This window comes from Nocardia colli (assembly GCF_008704205.1).
GTDB classification, from domain to species: Bacteria; Actinomycetota; Actinomycetes; order Mycobacteriales; family Mycobacteriaceae; genus Nocardia; species Nocardia colli.
Window position 1 is genome coordinate 71,158 of the sequence record NZ_VXLC01000015.1, and the last position, 20,164, is coordinate 91,321.

Annotated in this window: 14 protein-coding genes; 10 read left to right on the forward strand and 4 right to left on the reverse strand. The window is 67.0% G+C overall.

What is annotated here, in order from left to right:
* The first annotated feature begins 33 nt into the window (after positions 1 to 33).
* A complete protein-coding gene (locus F3087_RS27460; RefSeq protein ID WP_150404949.1) occupies positions 34 to 621 on the forward strand; it encodes a hypothetical protein in 588 nt (195 codons plus the stop codon).
* 3 nt (positions 622 to 624) lie between these two features.
* Here F3087_RS27460 and F3087_RS27465 read toward each other — a convergent pair whose 3' ends face one another.
* A complete protein-coding gene (locus tag F3087_RS27465; RefSeq protein WP_150404950.1) occupies positions 625 to 1,509 on the reverse strand; it encodes an esterase/lipase family protein in 885 nt (294 codons plus the stop codon).
* Between the two features lie 501 nt (positions 1,510 to 2,010).
* Here F3087_RS27465 and F3087_RS27470 point away from each other — a divergent pair.
* From F3087_RS27470 to F3087_RS27480, 3 genes are read left to right on the forward strand one after another with little or no spacing between them, the layout of a single operon-like run.
* The gene (locus tag F3087_RS27470; protein WP_150404951.1) at positions 2,011 to 3,123 is read left to right on the forward strand and encodes a fatty acid desaturase family protein; all 1,113 of its coding nucleotides are present in this window, start codon (positions 2,011 to 2,013) and stop codon (positions 3,121 to 3,123) included.
* Positions 3,120 to 4,037, forward strand: coding sequence for a DMT family transporter (locus F3087_RS27475; protein ID WP_191094164.1), 918 nt, complete (start codon positions 3,120 to 3,122; stop codon positions 4,035 to 4,037). Before F3087_RS27470 ends, F3087_RS27475 begins: the two co-directional genes overlap by 4 nt.
* Positions 4,038 to 4,089: 52 nt before the next feature.
* Positions 4,090 to 4,563 carry a nuclear transport factor 2 family protein gene (locus F3087_RS27480; RefSeq protein ID WP_150404953.1) on the forward strand — a complete coding sequence of 158 codons (474 nt, stop codon included), beginning with the start codon at positions 4,090 to 4,092 and terminating at the stop codon, positions 4,561 to 4,563.
* A gap of 8 nt (positions 4,564 to 4,571) precedes the next feature.
* Here F3087_RS27480 and F3087_RS46095 read toward each other — a convergent pair whose 3' ends face one another.
* Positions 4,572 to 5,714 (reverse strand): hypothetical protein, encoded by a 1,143-nt coding sequence (locus tag F3087_RS46095; RefSeq protein WP_191094165.1) that lies wholly within the window; start codon positions 5,712 to 5,714, stop codon positions 4,572 to 4,574.
* A 158-nt stretch (positions 5,715 to 5,872) separates the two neighbouring features.
* Between F3087_RS46095 and F3087_RS27500 the strand changes: the two genes are divergently transcribed.
* Positions 5,873 to 7,066, forward strand: coding sequence for an MFS transporter (locus F3087_RS27500; protein WP_223885383.1), 1,194 nt, complete (start codon positions 5,873 to 5,875; stop codon positions 7,064 to 7,066).
* A gap of 45 nt (positions 7,067 to 7,111) precedes the next feature.
* Here F3087_RS27500 and F3087_RS27505 read toward each other — a convergent pair whose 3' ends face one another.
* Positions 7,112 to 10,267 carry an FAD-dependent oxidoreductase gene (locus tag F3087_RS27505; RefSeq protein WP_223885384.1) on the reverse strand — a complete coding sequence of 1,052 codons (3,156 nt, stop codon included), beginning with the start codon at positions 10,265 to 10,267 and terminating at the stop codon, positions 7,112 to 7,114.
* 658 nt (positions 10,268 to 10,925) lie between these two features.
* Between F3087_RS27505 and F3087_RS27510 the strand changes: the two genes are divergently transcribed.
* The 4 genes from F3087_RS27510 (at position 10,926) to F3087_RS27525 (ending at position 17,107) form a co-directional block, all read left to right on the forward strand.
* Complete coding sequence (locus F3087_RS27510) at positions 10,926 to 12,866, forward strand: potassium transporter Kup (RefSeq protein ID WP_150404957.1); 1,941 nt, start codon at positions 10,926 to 10,928, stop codon at positions 12,864 to 12,866.
* Positions 12,867 to 13,191: 325 nt separating this feature from the next.
* Positions 13,192 to 13,545 (forward strand): CATRA system-associated protein, encoded by a 354-nt coding sequence (locus tag F3087_RS27515; protein ID WP_150404958.1) that lies wholly within the window; start codon positions 13,192 to 13,194, stop codon positions 13,543 to 13,545.
* Positions 13,546 to 13,553: 8 nt separating this feature from the next.
* A complete protein-coding gene (locus tag F3087_RS27520) occupies positions 13,554 to 15,266 on the forward strand; it encodes a CATRA conflict system CASPASE/TPR repeat-associated protein (RefSeq protein WP_150404959.1) in 1,713 nt (570 codons plus the stop codon).
* A complete protein-coding gene (locus tag F3087_RS27525; protein ID WP_150404960.1) occupies positions 15,248 to 17,107 on the forward strand; it encodes a CHAT domain-containing protein in 1,860 nt (619 codons plus the stop codon). Before F3087_RS27520 ends, F3087_RS27525 begins: the two co-directional genes overlap by 19 nt.
* A 44-nt stretch (positions 17,108 to 17,151) precedes the next feature.
* Here the strand turns inward: F3087_RS27525 and katG are convergent, their stop codons facing one another.
* A complete protein-coding gene (gene katG / locus F3087_RS27530; RefSeq protein WP_150404961.1) occupies positions 17,152 to 19,383 on the reverse strand; it encodes a catalase/peroxidase HPI in 2,232 nt (743 codons plus the stop codon).
* Positions 19,384 to 19,577: 194 nt separating this feature from the next.
* Here katG and F3087_RS27535 point away from each other — a divergent pair, with 194 nt between their 5' ends.
* A complete protein-coding gene (locus tag F3087_RS27535) occupies positions 19,578 to 20,153 on the forward strand; it encodes a TetR/AcrR family transcriptional regulator (protein ID WP_150404962.1) in 576 nt (191 codons plus the stop codon).
* The last annotated feature ends 11 nt before the right edge of the window (positions 20,154 to 20,164 follow it).

Here is a 20,164-nt window from a genome sequence, read left to right on the forward strand (position 1 = left end):
GTAATAACGGCACAAACTTGGTGAGGACAGCCCGTGGTTTCGCTGCAACGCACTATCCGACTGGGCGCGACGGCCGGCGTCATGATGGCGCTGGCCTTCGCGGCGGGATGTTCGACCGAACCCGCGTCGGTCGCCGGTTCTCCGTCGGCCGCCGTGCCGCCCGTCGCTGCGGGTACGGCCGTCACGCGGCTGGTCGCGGATCAGGTCGCGATCCTTGGCCCCGTCGGTTACGACGGGATCGACCTCGGCATGACCGTGGCGCAGGCCAGGAACAGCGGGAAGATCGCCGGGATCGAGGGCTCCGACGAAGGTCTCGGGTGCCGGTCGTTCACCACCCGCGCCGGGTGGAGCGGTTATATCAACGAAGGCAAAGTCGTCTCGATCATTCCGGAGACCGTCCCGCGCACGCCGGAGGGGATTACCGCGGGGTCGACGGCCGCCGACGTCCGCGCGGCGTACCCGGATCTGAAACTCGGGGTGAACTGGAGTTCGGCGACCGTGCCCGGCCATCCGGCAAATCGCTACGGATTCATGGGAATTCGCCAGAGCGACGCCGCGACACCGCAAGCTGTCACGGCATTGCTGCTGTTCGCCGCGGACACGAACGTCTGCCACAACTAGCGCCTACTTCTGGGCCGATCCGACGCCGGTTCCGCAGGGAACCGGCGTCTTGTGTTCCGGGTCTAATGCGTTGAGCACCAACTGGATTGCGACCGGGTCGGACGTCATTGCCATGTGCTCGGAGAAGTCTCCGGGGCAGACGTCCTGCAAGGTGATGTTGTCGACGTCGGGGCCGGTGAGGAATCCGGTGGTGTAGGGCGTGGCGAATTCGTCGTATCTGGAGGCGATCACGGTATAGCTGACGCCGGGTTGTGTTTCGCCGCCGCTGTTGAGCTGCGTGATGAAGTCCGAGGTCGGCAGCTGTTCGGTGCAGGACGGGCACACCAGGTCGGTCGCCGGTGGGACGAGGGTGATCGGCAGGCCGACCAAACCCCAAGTGGTGCCGTGATTGTCGGGCGCGAGGCCGACCAGAGTGTGCACCTTCGGCGTGCCGCCGAGGTTCTTCAGGTAGTACCGCGGGAGCATGCCGCCCTGCGAATGGCCGACGATATCGACCTGCTGCGCACCGGTCGTCGCGAGCACACGGTCGACGAAGTCCGAGATCTCTTGCGCGGAGGCGCGCATCGGGCCGACGCCGGACACCGTGCCGGCGAGACCGCGGCCGAAGTCGAGCGCGTAGACGCAGTAGCCGGCCGCGACGAGCCGCGGCGCCATGGCGAACCAGTTGTCCAGGCGGTTCTCGAAGGTGCCATGCGCCAAGACAATTGGCCGCGGGTGGGCGGCATTCGGTTGGCAGGACCAGTTGTTCGCGCCGGGTGGGGACGGCACGACGTCCACATCGGACGAGCCCTGGATCGGTCCGGGCGCGTCGGCGACTGCGGTGGCGGTCGACAGCAAGGTGAGCGCTAATACGCTCAGTCCGGCCGCATGAATTTTGAAACCGCGCACAAAAAGCTCCTCATATCCGGTTCGCCGCGGGCCGAGTCGGGGTTTCTTGCTGGTAGCGCGGTGCCGAGCCTAGCTCGAGCCGCGCTGACCAGCATCTTGTGCGCCGGGAGCTGCGTCACACCGCGCTGCGGATTGGCATCGGGCACAAGTTTTCACGACGGAGCTGGGCACTGACACATCATCCGGTGCTGGAGGCGGTGGCTGTTCCGCGAATTCCTGGCAGCCGATAGAATGGCGTTCGACGGAATTCCGGACACTTTCCTCCGCTTTCCCCAGTTGAAATCCGGGCATGCGTCGCGTTATTCGATGTAAGATGTCGGATTTTGCTTGAATTCTCGTTACCGATACCTCGGAAAACCGGCCAGTCGGAATTACTTTACACACCAGAAATAACGTCGCGACACGCATTCGATCCGCCACTACCATCGTGATCCGGTAGGTCCAGTCACGGCGACCGAATGTGCTGTTGCCGTGCGGTAGTTCAACGGGGTGTATGCGGTAATGCCACAAAAGGACCGGGTTCAGCAGCGGTGTCGAGCGTCGAGACCACCGGTTGGCGGTTTCAAGCGGGAGCTCTCGCCGGAGGTCAAGGAAGCCGTCAAAGATATTCACAACAGCAGGGACAACTGGCACGGTCCGCTCGACCTGTTCGTCGACTGGTTGGTCATCTTCGGTGTGGTCATCACCGTCGTGAGCTGCGACTATCAACCTGTCGTGTACGTGATCGGCGTGCTCGTCGTGGGCGGTAGGCAGCGTGCGCTGCGCAGCCTGATGCACGAGGCCAGTCACCTGAAACTGACTCGGCATGGGCCGCTCAATAAGTGGCTCGGCCGAGTCTTCATCGCCTGGCCGGTTTTCTCCGGGCTGTCGTCGTACACGTGCGCGCATTGCGAACACCATCGCCACCTGTGGGACGATCGCCGGGATCCTAAATTGCTCGGCTATATGCGCCTCGGATTGGTGAATCCGCGCGACATGAAACAATTCGTCCGCCGGCACCTGGTGAAGCCGCTATTGCTGGCGCACGTGCCATTTCAGGTGACCGCGGACCTCATCGGACGGGACGAGGACCGTAAGGAGACACGCCTCCGCATTCTCTTCCTGGTGGTCGTGTCCGCAGGTTTTATTCTGACCGGATTCGGTCTCGACTTCCTGCTGCTCTGGGTGGTGCCGTATGTCACCTTCTACCAAGTTCTGCGGTACTGGAGCGATATCGCCGATCACGCCGGTCTGCGCTCGGACAATCCCTGGCAGGCGACCCGCAGCTGGGACGCGTCCTGGCTGGTTCGGCAATTCCTCGCGCCGCACAATTCCAACTGGCACCTGGCGCATCACCTGTACCCGGCGGTGCCGCACTATCGAATCCATCGTCTGCATAAAACCTTGCAGGCGGCACCGTCCTACCAGCAGGCGCACCACTGCGACGGCTTCTTGTTCACCCGCGGTCAATGTCGTCCCTCGGTGGTGCAGGACGTGCTCCGGCCGGAGCGATTGGCGCAGATCCGCTCCCGTCACCCGGACGGCTGCGAACACCGCGGCTCGGTACTGTCCGACTGTGTCCAGAGCTGCCCGGTGACCGCGCTGCGCCCGGTCGACGCGAGCGAAATCGAATGAGCCTCAGCGTAATCCGGGGCACCGAGCAGCGATCCGGAGTATGGTCCGGATCGCTGCTCGCCTTGGGCTCCAGCGTAGCGGTCGGTTCCGCGATAGCCGCGACGACGGCACTGACGACCTTTCCCATCATGACCGGGCAAGCGGTCAGATACGGCATCGCCGCCGCGCTCATGTTCCTGTGCTTCCGGCGGCAGCTCCCTCGGGTCACCAGGCCGCAACTCGTCCGAATCGGTGTGCTGGGCGCGACCGGCCTGGCCGGCTTCAACATCTGCTTGATACTTGCCCTGCAACGCGTCGACGCCGGAGTGGTCGGCGCGGTCGTCGGCGCCGTGCCCGTGGTGCTGGCGCTGTTCGGTCCGCTGATGGCCCGCCGCTCCCCGTCGGCGCGAGCGCTGCTCGCCGCCGCAATCGTGACCACGGGAGCGGTCGTCGTGCAATGGTCCGGTTCCGCCGACGACCCGGCCGGACTCCTGCTCGCCGCCGGCGCACTCGCCGGCGAATGCGCCTTCTCCCTCGTCGCCATCCCCCTGGTGCGTGAGATCGGCGCAAAGGCCACCGCCACCTACGCTGCGACAGCAGGCGCAATCCTCTGCGGAATCGTCGCCCTGGTAATCGACCTGCCAACCCTGCGCCTACCCACGCTGCCGGAATCCGCCGCCATCGGTTACCTCGCCGTCGTCGCCTCCGCCGGCGCCTTCCTCCTCTGGTACGCCGCGCTGGACCGCATCCCGGTCGAAACCGCCGGCGCCTTCGCCGGCGTCGTACCCGTCTGCGCCCTGATCACCGGAATGCTGCTCGGCGTCTCGCAAGGCTCCCTCGTCCGTTTCGCCGGAGCCGGAATCGTCGGCGTCGGAGTAGTCCTCGCCGCCCGCGGCCCCCGACAGCCCAAGCGGGTGCCGATCGACATCACCTGACCCGGTGGAATTGCGCTCGCGCCCGGAACTCGCCGGGTGCTAGGACATCTCGATGGGAACCGACTCCGATGCACTGACCGTGCTGATCGCCGAACGATCCTGCGAGCGACTGATCGTCGAGTTCGTCAGACGACTCGATCTCGGCGAACCCTCCACCGTCGCCGAGCTGTTCACCCCAGACGGAGTGTGGGAATGGCCCGCCGGCGACCGCCGAATACAGGGCCGTGCGGCGCTGCGTGCCTACTTCGGCTCCCGTCCGCCGGACCGCCTGTCCCGCCGCCTCTGCACGAACATCCTCGTAACCATCACCGCACCGGAAACAGCCACCGCCACAACCTATTTCACCACGTACCGCACCGACGGCCACTCCGGCGGCATGATCCCACCACAACCCCCGGTCAACGTCGGCCACTACGAAGACACCTTCCGCAAACTCGACGAAACCTGGCTGCTCGCAAAGCGCACCACGCACATCGCCTACGGCGGCCCCACCCACCGCCTCGACCAGGCCACGCCGACCCACTGAGCAATGCGTCAGCCGCCGTTCAACCAGCGCTCCTTCAAGAGCAGATGGTTGTCCCACCATGCGCGGACGACCGCGGGGTCCGAACCGGCGGGCGGCGGTGGGGATTCGCCGGGGAAAAGCCAGTTGGCGCTCGGGGCGCCGACGGTGGTGGAGGGTGGTGGGGCAGAGGGTTCGGGGGTGGTCGAGGAGGTCGGTGGTTCGACTCGATCGGTGGTGCGGGCCGGTGGTCTGACTACCGGGGGAGTCCATGTGGGTTCGTCCGGTTGGCTGGTGTCCGGTAGTCGGCTGGGTGGGGGCGGGTCTGCGGTAATCGGCTCCGGGGTGGTCGGTTTCGCCGATGCGTCGAGGACGTGGGCGACCGGTGGTCGCTCGGTGTGGAGCTGAGCGACGGTGAATCCCGAGGCGCCGAGGAGGGCGATGAGTGCGGCGGCGGACAGGACTAGCCGGCGCGGCCTGCGGTGCTCGCGCGGGGTGGGGATCGGCAGGTTCCGGATGTGTTCGGCGGCGACCAGCGCGGCGCCGCGGGCGGTTGTGTTGCTGAAGTCCGGCAGCCGGCGGACCGGTGCGCCGAATGCGTTGTGCAGCACGGTGGCGATCTCGGGTTCGGCGGCCGCCGCGCCGCAGAGCACGACGACGTCGGGGCGCACCGAGATCGCGTCCAGCATCGGCCACACGTGGCCGACCGCCCGGCCTGCCGATTCGGCATCCTGTACGCCGGACGGCCAGGAGTCGGCGGCCAGAATTCGCGCACGATCCGGTCCGATGATCGCGCAACAGGTGCGGTCGCCGAGTGCCTCTACCGCCAAGACATGGTCGAACGTCTCCAGCCCTGGCATGTCCTGAACCACCGCGAGCAGCGCCGACCGGATCGAAACCAGCGACGCCGACTGCCATTTCCGCGACGCAAGGAACGTGACCAGCGCACGTCGCTCGTCCGCCGTGCGATACAGCACGGCGACATCATCGATGGGGAGTTCGGCATCGCCGGTCAGACGATCGAGAACCGCGACGATCGCCGTGGTCGCGGGCCCGTCGTCGACCTGCTCACTGACCTCGCGCAGCAGGTGCGGCCGCGCGTCGGCGACGAATTCGCCGATGAGCAGCACCCCCCGCACAACCGTCCGCTCAGCAGATATTCCGACCGTCGCCATAACCATCACACCTCGAACTCGACAAACATCTCCGCAGAAGTTCGTCACGGGCCGGCCGGGCGATTGGTCGGATCGGCGATCAATCCGGAGCACCGCCCGGAATAAACCTTAGCGGTCATCTACTTAACGTTGATGTTCTTAGATGAGGAGTGATCGACATGATGACTGTTGCCGGCCCCACGGCCGTAGATTCCACCGTCGAAAAGGTGCCGCTACGCAGGTGGTTCGCGGTCGCCGCCGTGGCCTTGGGCACCTTCGCGGTGGTGACCTCCGAGCAGCTGCCTGTCGGCCTGCTCACCTCGGTCAGCGGCGCGCTCGGCATCTCGCCGGGCACCGCGGGCCTGATGGTGACGGTGCCCGGCCTGGTCGCCTCGGCGACGGCGCCGATTCTGCCGGTGGCGATCGGGCGGTTGGATCGCCGCGTCGTGCTGCTCGGCCTGATCTCGCTGATGGTGGCGGCGAATGTGCTGGCCGCGTTCGCACCGAACTTCGGCCTGCTGCTGGCCGCCCGATTCCTGGTCGGCATCGCCATCGGCGGGTTCTGGGCGCTGGCCGCCGGGATCGCGGTGCGCATGGTGCCGGCGAAGTACGTTCCGCAGGCCACGGCGATCGCGTTCGGCGGTGCCACCGCGGCCAATGTGCTCGGCATTCCGGCCGGCACGCTGATCGGCGAATTGACCGACTGGCGAATCGCTTTCGGCTTGCTCGGCGGATTGGGCCTGCTGGTGGTCGTCGCACTGCTGTGGCTGCTGCCCGCGATGCCCGCGACCGAGCCGGTGCGGCTGCGCACGCTTGGCGAACAGTTCCGTAACCCGGTGGTCCGGGCCGGGGTTCTGGTCACGTTCCTGATGGTGAGCGGTCACTTCGCCGCGTTCACCTTCGTCAGCCCGATCCTGCAAGACCTCTCGGGCATCGATAAGGCGATGGTCGGTCCGGCGTTGCTGGCCTTCGGCGTCGCGGGCATCATCGGCAACTTCCTCACCGGGGCGGCGGCCGGTCGCAATATCCGGGTGACCCTCATCGTCATCAGCACACTGCTGGCCGCGGTGCTGGCCCTCGTCGCGCTCGTCGGCGGTACGCCGGTCACCGGTGTAATCCTGCTGGTCGTGTGGGGTCTGGCGTTCGGCGGAATCCCGGTGGGCGTGCAGACCTGGATCTTGCAGGCCGCGCCGGGCTCCACCGAGGCGGCCACCGCGTTGAACACCTCGATGTTCAACCTGGCGATCGCGCTCGGCGCGTTGTTCGGCGGCATCATCGCCGACAACGTGGTCCTCTCGGCGGTCCTCTGGTTCGGTGCGGGACTCAGTGTCCTTGCGTCCCTGGTCGTCTCGACCACCCGGACCGCACGCTGAGGTTGTGCGGTGCCCTGCCTGTCCGAGGGGTCAGGCAGGGCACTGTCACATTGTCCGAACCGGTTGCCCGGCAGGCTTGTTCATGACTTCGCTGTCGAGATGCGCGAGCATCGACCAATCTCCGGCATAGAGGGCGTCCCGCGCGGTGACCGGCACCGGTAGTCGATTGCCCAGCGCCTGTTGTGCCGCAGCCAGATCGCCGGGATGGTGACCGAGGACGGTCGCGCCGACTACCCGCCCGTGCGACAGGATCAGGCGCCGATAAGACTCCGAGCGGTCCAGGACGATCACCTCGTCGCCGAACTCCGGTTCCACCTTTCCGGTCGAGAACAGCTCCAGACCAACACCTTTCAGGATCATGGCGGGCGCGGCACCGGCGAGGGGCCGGTCGTCACCCAGCGCGTTCACCGCCGCGACCTGCGCCTGCTCGGCCGCGATCGGCCACAGTCCGAACACCTGCCCGCCGAGTTCGGCGATGTCACCGGCGGCATAGACGTCGGGGACCCGGGTGCGCATCCGATCGTCCACCAGCACACCGCGTTCGACGGGTACACCCGCGCTGCGGGCCAGGTCGATATTCGGCCTGATACCGGTGGCAGTCAGGAAGAGGTCGCAATCGATCTCGCCTCCGTCCCGTAGCACCACGCGGCGAACTGCCGGATCACCTGTGACACTCTCCGTTTCGGCATGGCGCAGCACCTGAATGCCGGTCCTGGCGAAGTGATCGAGCACCAGTTGCGAGCATCGAGCATCGATCTGCTTGCCCAGCAGCCGATCACCGCGCTCGAGCACGGTGACGTGCAGTCCGAGCAAGTGCAACGCATGCGCGGCCTCCAGCCCGAGCAACCCACCACCGGCGACGACGGCGGTGGCGCAACGGAATTGCTGCGCATAGGAGCGGATCCAGATGGCGTCACTGGCCTCACGGAGTACGAAACACCCCGGCCGCGAGAGCCCTTCGATAGGCGGCAGTGCGCTGCTCGCGCCCATGGCGAGGATCAGCCGGTCGTAGGGGAGCGCCTCGCCGGTGCCGAGGAATACCCTCCGTCCCGCGAGATCGATGCTGGTAGCCAGGGTATTCAGCCAAGTGGTGATCTGATGATCGTCGTACCACTGTTCGGGCAGTAGATGCAGGCCCTGCATGGCCGAGCGCCCGTAGACGAGCCGCGAGATACCCATCCGGTTGTAGAGCGGATGCGATTCCCGTCCGACGAGATGGATCTCGCAATCGGGATGATTGCGCCGCAGGAAGTCCGCGGCCGTCACGCCCGCGATGCCGTTGCCGATCACCGCGACGCTGACGATGGACCGATCGAACCGCGTCGGCCGAAGCCGGTTCGTATTCCCGGGTTCCGGAGTCAGCGACACCTTGACCGCGCCACCGCTGATCCGCGCGCAGCAGGCCATCCGGGTGTTGTCGGCGAAACCCAGCCGCCGCAACGTATTCCGCTCGTCCTGCCCTGGCGGCGACAGACACGACATCCCGTCCAGCACCGCGACCGGATCGGCGCCGCACACGCCCATCCGGCAGCCCGCCTCGATCTCCTGTTTGCCGCGTTCGGCGACATCGAGCAGGCTCATCCCGCCGTCGGCCGCCACCTCGACCCCGTCGAAGCTGACCGAAGCCGCAGGCGCACTGGGCTTTTCCACGTCCTTCGGGCGGACTTTCGGCAACGCCAGTAAAACCGGTTCCGTGCGGGCACCGGTGCTCAGCGCGAATTGCAGTTCGACGACCCGGGTCCGGGCGATCCACACGATGGTTGCAAGCAGGATGAACGCGCTGATCGGCCAATGTAGCCACGGCGCACTGAGTCCCGTGACCGTCCCGAACGACCGAGCCAGCGTCGCCGCGGCGAACCAGTAGAAGATGTTGAGCGCCAGCGCCGAATACCCGACGCTGATCGTCGCGATGCTGAGCGGCGTCATCGCGTCCAGGGCGAAGAACAGGCCGACCGCGACGACCATGAACAGCGCGAGCACCGAATACCGCTGCCCCAGGCTGGTTTCGGTGCGCCCGGCCAGGGTGAAGAACCCGAGCACGAAGCCCGGCAACGCCGCCGCGAACAGCTTGCGCGGCGCGCTCCACGCCAATTCCGGATCGGTCAGATCCGCTTGATAGGCGGATCGCGGCTTGAGGTCGAAGCAATTCTTGGCGCAACCGACACACGGCTCGCAATGGCTGTTGGGCACGGTGACGAACGGTGTCTGCCCGTAGGCGCGTTGCAGCGGGAACAACGGACAGATACTGCTGCACCAGCCGCTCTTGCCTTTGAACAGGAACCCGCCGGTGAACGCGGCGATCAGGACCAGTAGCAGCACGGTGCCCGCGGCCACTCCGTTGCGATCCAAGCCCGCCAGCCTGGCGCCCGCGATACCGAAGAACAACGTGGTCGCCCCGAGATAGCCTCGGGCATATAACCAATCGGGTGGATTCTTACCGCGCGTGAAGCGGAGCACCCGCGGGATCTGATTCGTCGCGGCCAGCGGGCAACTGTTGCGCCACAGCCCCGGCGCGATCAGGAACAGGCCCGGCAGGAGCGGCACGACGACGCCGAAGAAGACGAACAATCCGCCCGCCGGCCGCACGAACATCGCGACGATCATTTCCAGATAGACGGCGATGCTGGCGATGCGCACCAGGTGCCACATTTTCCGCGGCATTCGACTGGGTATTTCGGTGGCGGCGGGGAACAGATTTCGCTTGCCGTCCGGATCGATATCGAGGATCCGGTTGGCCAGGGTGAACAGCCTGGTCGGTGGGGGAGCGACCGGCGTTGGGGCAGTGGGCGGTTCGCTCGGCGTTTCCTCGTCGATCCGGGCCAGCGGTTCGGTGACCGGGTCGTAGAGCACGATGATCTCGGTGTCGCCGAGCTGCACGGTATCGCCGGAGGTCAGCGCGGTGCGTCCGGTGAGCGGGACGCCGTTGACCGTGGTGCCGGTGCGGCTGCCGAGATCGACCACCGAGAGCGCGGTCGGGCTCGGCACTAGTCGTAGGTGACGCGGCGAGATGGCGGTGTCGGCCAATTGTTCGTTGTCGCCGTTGCGGCCGAAGGTGACCGGGCCGCTCAACATCAGCCGGCGGGCGGCCCGGCCCGGTTCTCTGATCTCGATCAGCGGCGGCCCGCTCAGCATTCCCGTGCGTCCGCCGAATCTTCGGAATCCATTGTGCCAGTTGGCTGTTCGATCGGGCGGCGCGCTCATCCGCGGCCTCCGCCCGGCAGCGCTCGATGCCTGCTGCCCTGATCCCCAACCAACCGGCGCCACGCGTCGGCGCGCGTTTGTACCCGTATGCACATCCGGTTTGACCTCGATCGTCACGTAAGTCAGGCGCCAGCATGCACGCAGCACTGACTACCTGTTATCCAATGGTGATGAACTAGCGACCGATCCGCGATGGGACTTGTGTAAAAGGGTACGTGAATTCATATGTCAATGCTGTGAATTCGCCACCGCTTCAACCGGTCCCGGCCTACACCCCGTTAAGTCCGGCTGTAGACCGCCGTGCGCAGCAGGGGCAGGTGACCTGCTTTCGCTTCTGATCTCCGCCGGTGCCGCAACCCCGACCAGCACGGATGCCGCACCGGGTTCGGCTGCGCGACAAGTCTTCTCGACCTCGATCCGAGTCCGGTCCGTGCCGCGGGAGCGTCAAGGGGGATGTCCATTTGCCAGCGCGTTGTCGCATCGCGTGTCGAGGCCACCTCGGGAAGTCACGATCGGGTTCGCGTACCGCGCCTTAACCCCTAGTAGCGGAGACCGAAAGTCGATGCCGCGTGGCGAGAGATCGACTCGCCGCGTGGTTACAGTGACGTGGCGGCAAACCACGGCACGATGGGTGCGTGCCGGGCAGCGAGGAGGCGTCATGAATACAGCGGTCGAGGTGACCCCTGCGGTCCCCGCGGGTGGCGGGGAGCGGAAGGTGCGGGCCGCGGTCGTTGTCGGTGCACTGGGTGTGGTGTTCGGCGATATCGGGACCAGCCCGATCTACACGATTCAGACGGTGTTCAATCCCGGCGATCCGCATCCGGTGCCGATCAGCACGGACAATGTGTACGGGGTGGTGTCGCTGATCTTCTGGTCGGTGATGATCGTCGTCACGCTGACCTACATCTCACTGGTGATGCGGGTGAACAACGACGGTGAGGGCGGGATCATGGCCCTCATCACGCTGCTGCGGCGGCTCGGTGGTGAGCGCGGCGGCCGGGCCGCGACGCTGTTGGCCGGGGTGGGGATCTTCGGCGCGGCACTGTTTTTCGGCGACAGCATGATCACCCCGGCGATCTCGGTGCTGTCCGCGGTGGAGGGCCTCAAGATCGTGCAGCCGGGGCTGGAAGAGCTGATCGTGCCGATCACGGCGGTGATCATCATCGTGCTGTTCACCGTGCAGCGGCGCGGCACGGCGGCGGTCGGCCGGCTGTTCGGGCCGGTGATGATCCTCTGGTTCGGCACGATCGGGGTGCTCGGCATAACCGGCATCGCCCGGCATCCGGAAATTCTGAAGGCGCTGTTGCCGACCTACGCGCTCGGTTTCATGTTCGGGCATTTCGGCATCGCGTTCTTCGCACTGGCCGCGATCGTGCTCGCGATTACCGGCGCGGAAGCGCTGTACGCGGACATGGGTCACTTCGGCCGAAAGGCGATCACCCGCGGCTGGCTCGGTTTGGTGCTGCCCGCCTGCGTGCTGAGTTATCTCGGGCAGGGTGCGCTGATTCTGGGTGACGAAAGCAATGTCGGCAGTCCGTTCTTTCTGCTCGCGCCCGGCTGGGCGCGGTTGCCGCTGGTGTTGCTGGCGACCGCCGCCACGGTGATCGCCTCGCAGGCGGTGATCACCGGCGCGTATTCGGTGGCGTCGCAGGCCGCGCAGCTCGGTTATCTGCCGCGGCTGCGGATCGCGCACACCTCGGAGTCGACCATCGGGCAGATCTACGTGCCGTGGATCAACTGGGTGCTGATGTTCTCGGTGCTGACGCTGGTATTCGCGTTCCGCAGTTCGGCGGCGCTGGCCTACGCGTTCGGCATGGCGGTGACCGCGACGATCTCCATCACGACGTTGGTGTTCTTCTATCTCGCCCGGATCAAATGGAATACGCCGCTGTGGCTGGTCCTGCTGGGCGCGGTCCCGCTGCTGGCGGTCGACGCGCTGTTCCTGGCCGCCAACCTGACCAAGCTCGTGCACGGCGCCTGGCTGCCGCTGCTGATCGGGCTCACCGCGTTCACCGTGATGAGCACCTGGGCCCGCGGTCGCGACGTCGTCACCCGCGCCCGGGAGGAAAAGGAAGGGCCGCTGCGCGAGTTCATCGACGAATTGCAGTATCAGGAGCCACCTTTGGTGCAGGTCCCGGGCACGGCGGTGTTCCTCAACCGCGGCATGGAGACCGCGCCGCTGGCGATGCGGGCCAATGTCGAACACAATCACGTGCGGCACGAGCACGTGGTGATCATGTCGATCAACACCCTCCCGGTGCCGCGGGTGCCGGACGCGGCGCGGACCGAGATCGACGCGCTCGGCTACGCCGACGACGGAATCATCCACGTGACAGCGCATTTCGGCTACATGGAAACGCCGAACATCCCGGAAACCCTGCGGCTGCTCGACCCCGCGCAGACCGAAGGGCGGATCTCGGTCGACGGCGCCTCCTACTTCCTGTCGAAGATCGAGCTGAAGCGCGGGACCGAACCGACGATGGCGACCTGGCGCAAGCGGCTGTTCATCGCCACGTCCTATATCACTGCCGATGCCGCCGAGTACTTCGGGCTGCCGGGGGAGCGGACCGTGATCATGGGCGAGCGGGTCGAGGTGTAGCCCGCCGGGTGCTGTAGATCGTTCGGCGGACACCGGATTCGAGCCGGCGTCAATACGCTGGATGGACTATGGAGCAGCACAGGTCTGTCATCGTCACGCCGCGCGGGGAACGCGGTCCGAGGGCGGCGCGTACGCCCTCGTCGCGGTGCTCGCTGTACGTCGTTCGGTGGACATCGCGCTCGTTCTCGCATCGATAAACTCTTGGTAAGCAAAGAGTTTCGTGATGCACGGTGAACGGTGATCCGGAAATTGACGTTGCGCGCCGGATCTCGCCGAAGGCCCGCGCCGGATCACTCGGCACAGCCCGATAGCTGAGGTGAGTTCCATGAGTGAGTCCGTCGACGGCCCCCTACCGCCCTTGCAGTGGGAGTCGCCGCTCGATGCGGAGACGCGCGACGACCTCGTCGAGGTGCTCGGGGAAATCGCGCAATGGCAGCTGCCCTCGCCACGCTGGGCGCACGTGGTCGATTCGGTCGAAGCCCTCGCCGTGGCGCTGGCGAACGGCGACACCCTCGCCGTCCGGGAGTCCATGGACGAGGTCGAACTGATGGGTCCGGTCCGGGCCACCCGCATCGGCGCCGGCGACCGCTCGGCGGCGCCGCACCGGGTGCTGGACCGAGTGCACAGCCTGGTGCACTCGCTGGGCGGCGATCCGGTCACCGCGGACGAGCACGAGTAGGTGACTCGATGGACGAGAACGGCTTAGCCGACCAGGAATTGGCGGTGCACGTGTTCGCGCCCCTCGACGGACCGTGGGCGGCGACGGCGGTACGACAGGTGCGCGCGATCTGGGCGCGCTGCGCGGATCAGCTCGGTATCGATCGACCGGTGGAAACCGTCGACCTGCCGGTTGTGCTGCCCGAGGGCAGAATTCGCAGTGGCGCCGCCACGGCGCTGGCGCTCGCGGAGGACCGCACCGGCGATTTCCAGATGATCGCCCGGCGCGAGCACGACATCCTGAGCTTCTCCCTGGTGCTCGCCGCGCCGATGGACACCGAGGATCGGCGGCTGCGCATCGGATCCGCGATCGCCCCCGGCTGGCGTCAATTCGACCGCTGGTGGGGGCAGCTGGCGATCGACGGCGCGGACGCCTTCCTCGGCACCGCCGTGCTCTACCAGGCGCAGCTGCCGGACGACGCGACCGTCGCGCTCGCACCGATCATGCAGTCGGCGTTGCCCTTTCGGCTGACCGCGGAACCCTGGTCGCGGCAACCGAGTCCAGAGGGGTCGGCGCTGGCGATGTGGGAGTTCGGCTCGGCCGCCACCGACCCGAACCGGATCTTCGTGGTCGGCGCGCCCGGCGGGCACGCCGCCGAGCTGAGCGCGTGGACCTGGAGCGACGGCGGCGTGGCGATGCCGCCGCTGGCCCGGTACCTCATGCACGCGGCCAGACTCCGCCACGCAGCTCGCGTCATCGGTGATGGAACACAGCTGCGCGAGTTGCAGCAGCAGGCCAGAGACCGAGTCGACGGCTTCACCATGCTGGTGGCCGCCCCGATCACGGTGACGGCGGCCGCGAATCAGATCCGCGGTCTGGCGTCCGCCGAGCTGACCTTGATTGCCACACTGAGTGATTTGCAGGACATGCGGTACACCGTCGAGATCGCCGAGCTCAACATGAAACTCGCGATGGCCGTGTCCTGCCCCGCCGATCACGCCCTCGCCGAACTGCTCCCGCAACGCGTCGGCGAGGCGAACCGCTTTCTCCAGGCGGCGCTGGACCGCGTGCAGCATGTGCGAAAGCTGCTGGCGGACTGGAACATCGGCCCGCAGGGTGCGGCGGGTCGAACGGAATCGGTTCTGGCAGAACGAGGTCCGAGCGAAACCGCACCGCCGTCCCGCGGCGAGCAGGCCGAGCTGCGCCTCGGCTTCGCCGTGGACATAGCCGGATACCGCCGTTGCGCCCCGGCGCAGAACGACGCCCAGCATCGGCTGGCCGCTCTGATCCGTGCGGTGGTGCGCACGCTCGGGTTCGACCTGGACGAAATCGATCGCGAAGGCACCGGCGACGGACTGCGGGTGTTCCTTCCATCGACCACCGAAATCCACACTGCGCTACCGATATTGCTGGGTACCCTGCGCGATCGGCTCGAACTCGACAACCAGCGCTCGCACGATCGCCTGCGGCTACGCGCCTCGGCCGTCGTCGGATCGTTCGGCCCGGGCGAGATCGGCCGCACCGGTGAGCCGGTCCTCGAGCTCATCCGGCTGCTCGACAGCGCACCGCTGTACCAGGCCCTGAACGACAACGCGGACTCCGATCTGGAGTTCATGATCTCGGGCCGGCTGCACGAGATCGCCGTGCCCCCCGAGCACCCGCTGCTCGACTCGGTTCGGTTCGATCGCCGCCGCGTGCGGACGAAGAACTACGACAAGGACGGATGGCTGTGGATCAGGTGACCGGGGTGGCTCGGGACGTGTTCAAGCGCAAGAAGAACCGTATCGACCCGGCGCTGGTGCAGCGGGTGGAGTACCTGAAACAACGCGTCGCCACCGCCGAGGAGGCCCGCACGCCCGACGAGGTACGCGCCGCCCTGGCCGAGGTGAACCTGTTCATCCTGGAGTTCGTGCCGGCGCTGGGCGCCGATCTCGGGAAGGCGCTGATCGCCACGGACGTGCTGCGCTGGGCGGTCATCCTGGAATCGCAACTGCCGGAATGCAATTGGTTCCGGGTCGCGTTGAACTCGACCATGCACGCGGGCGCCTACGCACACGTGACCACCCAGTTCTGGCAGAACGACGAGGCGCAGATGCCGCTGCGCGCGGCTAACCAGGTCGTCTTCGAGCTCGGCGCGTACGCGAACCACCGCTGCTCGATGCCCGCGTTCGCGCCGTTGCTGCTGGAGAACGTCTCGGGCCGCCTGTACAGCGCGACGCAGACCATGACCGCGATCCGCGCTGTCGACCCCGACCCGCAGAAGCTCATCGAGATCGCCCAGGAGAATCAGCGCTGGGGCGCTCAGATCGAGTCCGCGGAATTCGGGGATCCCGGCGACCGGGACACCCGGATGATCAATCGCCGGCTCGAAGAGTTCCGCGTCCAGCAGGTGAAGGCGGTGGAAGCTGCTCCCGCCCAGCGCATCATGCTCGAGGCCGAGGTCCGGCACTGTGTCACCGAGTTGGCCGCGATCCGCTCGGCGCGCGACGTCGTGTACGTGGTCGCCACTGCGCTCGGCGGTGTTGCCTTCCGCACCTATGGCGACGCCGCGCGCATCGGCCGGACGGTCAGCATCGACCTGCCTCGGTTCACCAGCCAGCGGGTGTACGAGTGGCAGGCCCGGATCGCTGACCTCTATCGGCATCAGGAGACCGACGGGCTGAGTGCCGCCGCGTTGTCCGATCAACTCACCGAGATCCTGACCGAACTCGGCGATGCGAGCCTGGCCGCCTTCCGCGTGCAATGGCCCGATCTGGGGGCTTTCGCCCTCGCCCCGGTCGGTGCCGCCGCCACGTTGCCGCTCGGCGGTGCGCTGGTGGACGGCAGGCCCGCGCAGTTGCACTTCGATATGACGGTCGTGCCCAGCGCCGGCATCTTGCTGTGTGCCACTTTGCATGCCAAACCGGCCTCCCGCAATGCGGTTGTCGCGGTCGACCCTTCGACCGGCGAGGACTATCTGCCCATGGTCGGGGCGGAAGGCGACGCGATAGCCGCCATACACGGAACACCGCCGGTGAACCTGAGGCCGAACGGCACTCGATCGGATGACGCTGAGCCAGGCCGTATTCGGTCCATGTCGCCGAACCGGCAACGCGAGATCATCGACGAACTGGCCCTGCACCCGGCGGTATCGCAGCCTGGCGGCGGCCTGCTCGACGCCATCGGGAACGCGTCGGTCGTGCACCTCGCCTGCCACGGCGTGCTGGTGGAGGAATCGGTGTTCAACTCGGTACTGCTCCTCGGCGAGAACCCGCTCTCGCTCAGCGAATTCCTCATCCGGCCGGTCGCGCCGGGTGGGGTCGTCGTGCTGTCCGCCTGCCACGTCGGCGGAGTCGTCACCAGCCTGCCGAACGAGCTACTCGGCTTTCCCGCAGTGTTCCTGTCGGCCGGTGCGCGCACCGTAATCGCCTCTGCCATACCGGTGGTCGACTCCCGCGCGACGCTCACCTTGCTGGAAGACCTTCATCGCGGCCTGCACGCCGGAGAAGAAGGTCACGTCGCCCTCCGGAAGGCCATCGCGGCGTCGTTCGAACGCGGCGACAGTTGCTGCACCTGGGCCGGATTCACCGCTTACGGAGCGTGATACAGCACGGTGACCGACCCGGCAGCCGGTCACCGTGGGATCGTTCAGACCAGGTCGAACCGATCGAGGTTCATCACCTTGTCCCACGCGGAGACGAAGTCCTGCACGAACTTCTCTTTCGCGTCGTCGGTCGCGTAAACCTCGGCGAGCGCACGCAATTGAGAGTTGGACCCGAAGACCAGGTCGACCCGGCTGCCGGTCCAGGTGGTCGCACCGGTGCTGCGATCGATACCGGAGTAGGTGCCCTCGTCCGCCGACGGCTCCCACTTCGTGCCCATGTCGAGCAGGTTCACGAAGAAGTCGTTCGTCAACGACCCGGTGGCGGAAGTGAATACGCCCAGCGACGACTGCTGGTAGTTCGCACCCAGCACACGCAGGCCGCCGACGAGGACGGTCAGCTCGGGCGCGCTCAGCGTGAGCAGGTTCGCCTTGTCGATCAGCAGGTACTCGGCCGGCAGCCGGCTGCCCTTGCCGAGGTAGTTGCGGAAGCCGTCGGCGCTCGGCTCCATCGCGGCGAACGACTCGACGTCGGTCTGTTCCTGCGTGGCATCGGTGCGACCCGGGGTGAACGGCACCTCGATGTCGTACCCGGCGGCCTTCGCGGCCTGCTCGACCGCCGCACAGCCGCCCAGCACCACGAGATCGGCGAAGGACACCTTCGTGTTGCCGGTCTGCGCGGCGTTGAACGACTCCTGGATTCCCTCCAGCACGGGCACGACCAGGGTGAGCTGATCGGGCTCGTTCACGTCCCAGCCGCGCTGCGGCTGCAACCGGATGCGGCCGCCGTTGGCGCCGCCGCGCTTGTCGCTGCCGCGGAACGACGAGGCCGCCGCCCACGCGGTCGAAACGAGTTGCGCGACAGTGAGTCCCGACGCCAGGATCTGGCTCTCGAGCGAGGCGATATCGGCCGCGCCGATCAGGTCGTGCGTCACCGCGGGGACCGGGTCCTGCCAGAGCAGGGTCTCCTGCGGGACCAGCGGGCCGAGGTAGCGGACGATCGGACCCATGTCCCGGTGGGTCAGCTTGTACCAAGCCTTGGCGAACTCCTGCGCGAGCTCCTCCGGGTGGTCGAGCCAGCGCCGGGTGATCTGCTCGTAGATCGGGTCGACGCGCAGCGAGAGGTCGGTGGTCAGCATGACCGGGGTGTGCGTCTTGCCGTCCACGTGCGCGTCGGGCACGGTGCCCGCGCCGCCGCCGTCCTTCGGGATCCACTGCCAGGCGCCGGCCGGGCTCTTGGTCTTCTCCCACTCGTAGCCGTAGAGGGTCTCGACGAAGCTGTTGTCCCAGGTCTTCGGGGTGGGCGTCCAGGCGCCCTCCAGGCCGCTGGTGATCGCGTCCTTGCCGACGCCGGTGCCGAACGAGCTGCGCCAGCCCAGGCCCTGCTCCTCCAGCGGGGCGGCCTCGGGCTCGGGGCCGACGTGATCGGCCGGGCCCGCGCCGTGCGTCTTGCCGAAGGTGTGGCCGCCGGCGATCAGCGCCGCGGTCTCGATGTCGTTCATCGCCATCCGGCGGAACGTCTCCCGGATGTCGGCGGCCGCGAGCAGCGGATCCGGATTGCCGTTGGGCCCTTCCGGATTCACGTAGATCAGGCCCATCTGCACTGCGGCGAGCGGGTTTTCGAGGTCGCGCTTACCGGAGTAGCGCTCGTCGCCGCCGAGCCAGGTGTGCTCGGGACCCCAGTAGACGTCCTCCTCGGGCTCCCACTGATCGACCCGGCCGCCGCCGAAGCCGAAGGTCTCGAAGCCCATCGACTCCAGCGCGACATTGCCGGTGTAGACGATGAGGTCGGCCCAGGACAGCTTCTTGCCGTACTTCTTCTTCACCGGCCACAGCAGGCGGCGCGCCTTGTCCAGGCTCGCGTTGTCCGGCCAGCTGTTCAGCGGCGCGAACCGCTGCATGCCCGCACCGGCGCCGCCGCGGCCGTCGTTGATCCGGTAGGTGCCCGCGGCGTGCCAGGCCATCCGGACGAAGAACGGTCCGTAGTGGCCGTAGTCGGCGGGCCACCAGTCTTGCGAGGTCGTCATGACGGCCTCGATGTCCTGCTTCACCGCGGCCAGGTCGAGTGTCTCGAACTCGGCGGCGTAGTCGTAGTCCGCGTCCATCGGGTTGGCGACGGCGGGGTTCTTCTGCAGGATCTTCAGGTTGAGCTGGTTCGGCCACCAGTCACGGTTGCTGCCGCCCTCGGTCGGGTACTTGAGGCGCGCGGTCGCTACCGGGCATCCGCCGACAGCGGGCTCCGTGTTGGCCTCTCCGATGGGCGGGTGGTCCTCGGGCACGGCAATTCCTTTCATGTGCGGGACAGCGGCGCCGGTAGCGCCGCGCAGCATCCGCTCGAACTCGACCTTATTGGATACGTTCAGAAGTATTACTCATTCCAATCTAGGTCGGAGCGGTTTCGAAAAACTGCTTCCGGCGGCACGATGAGACATATGTCTGTGACAAATGTCTAAGACGCTGATAGGCTCGCAGGATGGGAAATCGCGAAGACCTGTTGGCCGGAGCGCGCAAGGCCGTGCTCGAGCGCGGCCTCGCCAAGACCACCGCCCGCGATATCGCCGGCGCCGCCGGGGTGAGCCTGGCGGCCATCGGCTATCACTTCGGCTCCAAGGATCGGCTGATCACCGAGGCGATCACCGAGTCGATGGGCAGCGGGATCGGGGACGGGATGGACGCGGCGATCCGGGCCGGCGGGGACGGGCGCTCGCTGCGTGAAGCGTTGGCGCCCACCTGGTCCGGGCTGCGCGAGGTGATCGAGAACAACCACGAGGCGTTGCTGTTGAGCGCGGAGAACGCGCTGCTGGTCGCGCGCTCGCCGGAGTCGCAGGAATTCATGGTGCAGGCGACCGAGGTCGCGGTCACCGACCTCACCGCGACGTTCCGTGAGGTGCACCCCGAGTTGTCCGAAGCGCAGGCGCGGGCGGTGGCCACGCTCTACTTCATGCTCTTCCAGGGGCTGGCGATGACGCAGCTGATCGCGCCGGCCGCCACCGCGGGGGTGGACGGCGATCAGCTCGCGCTGGCCGTGCAGACGTTGCGCGACATGTGATTACGTGACCG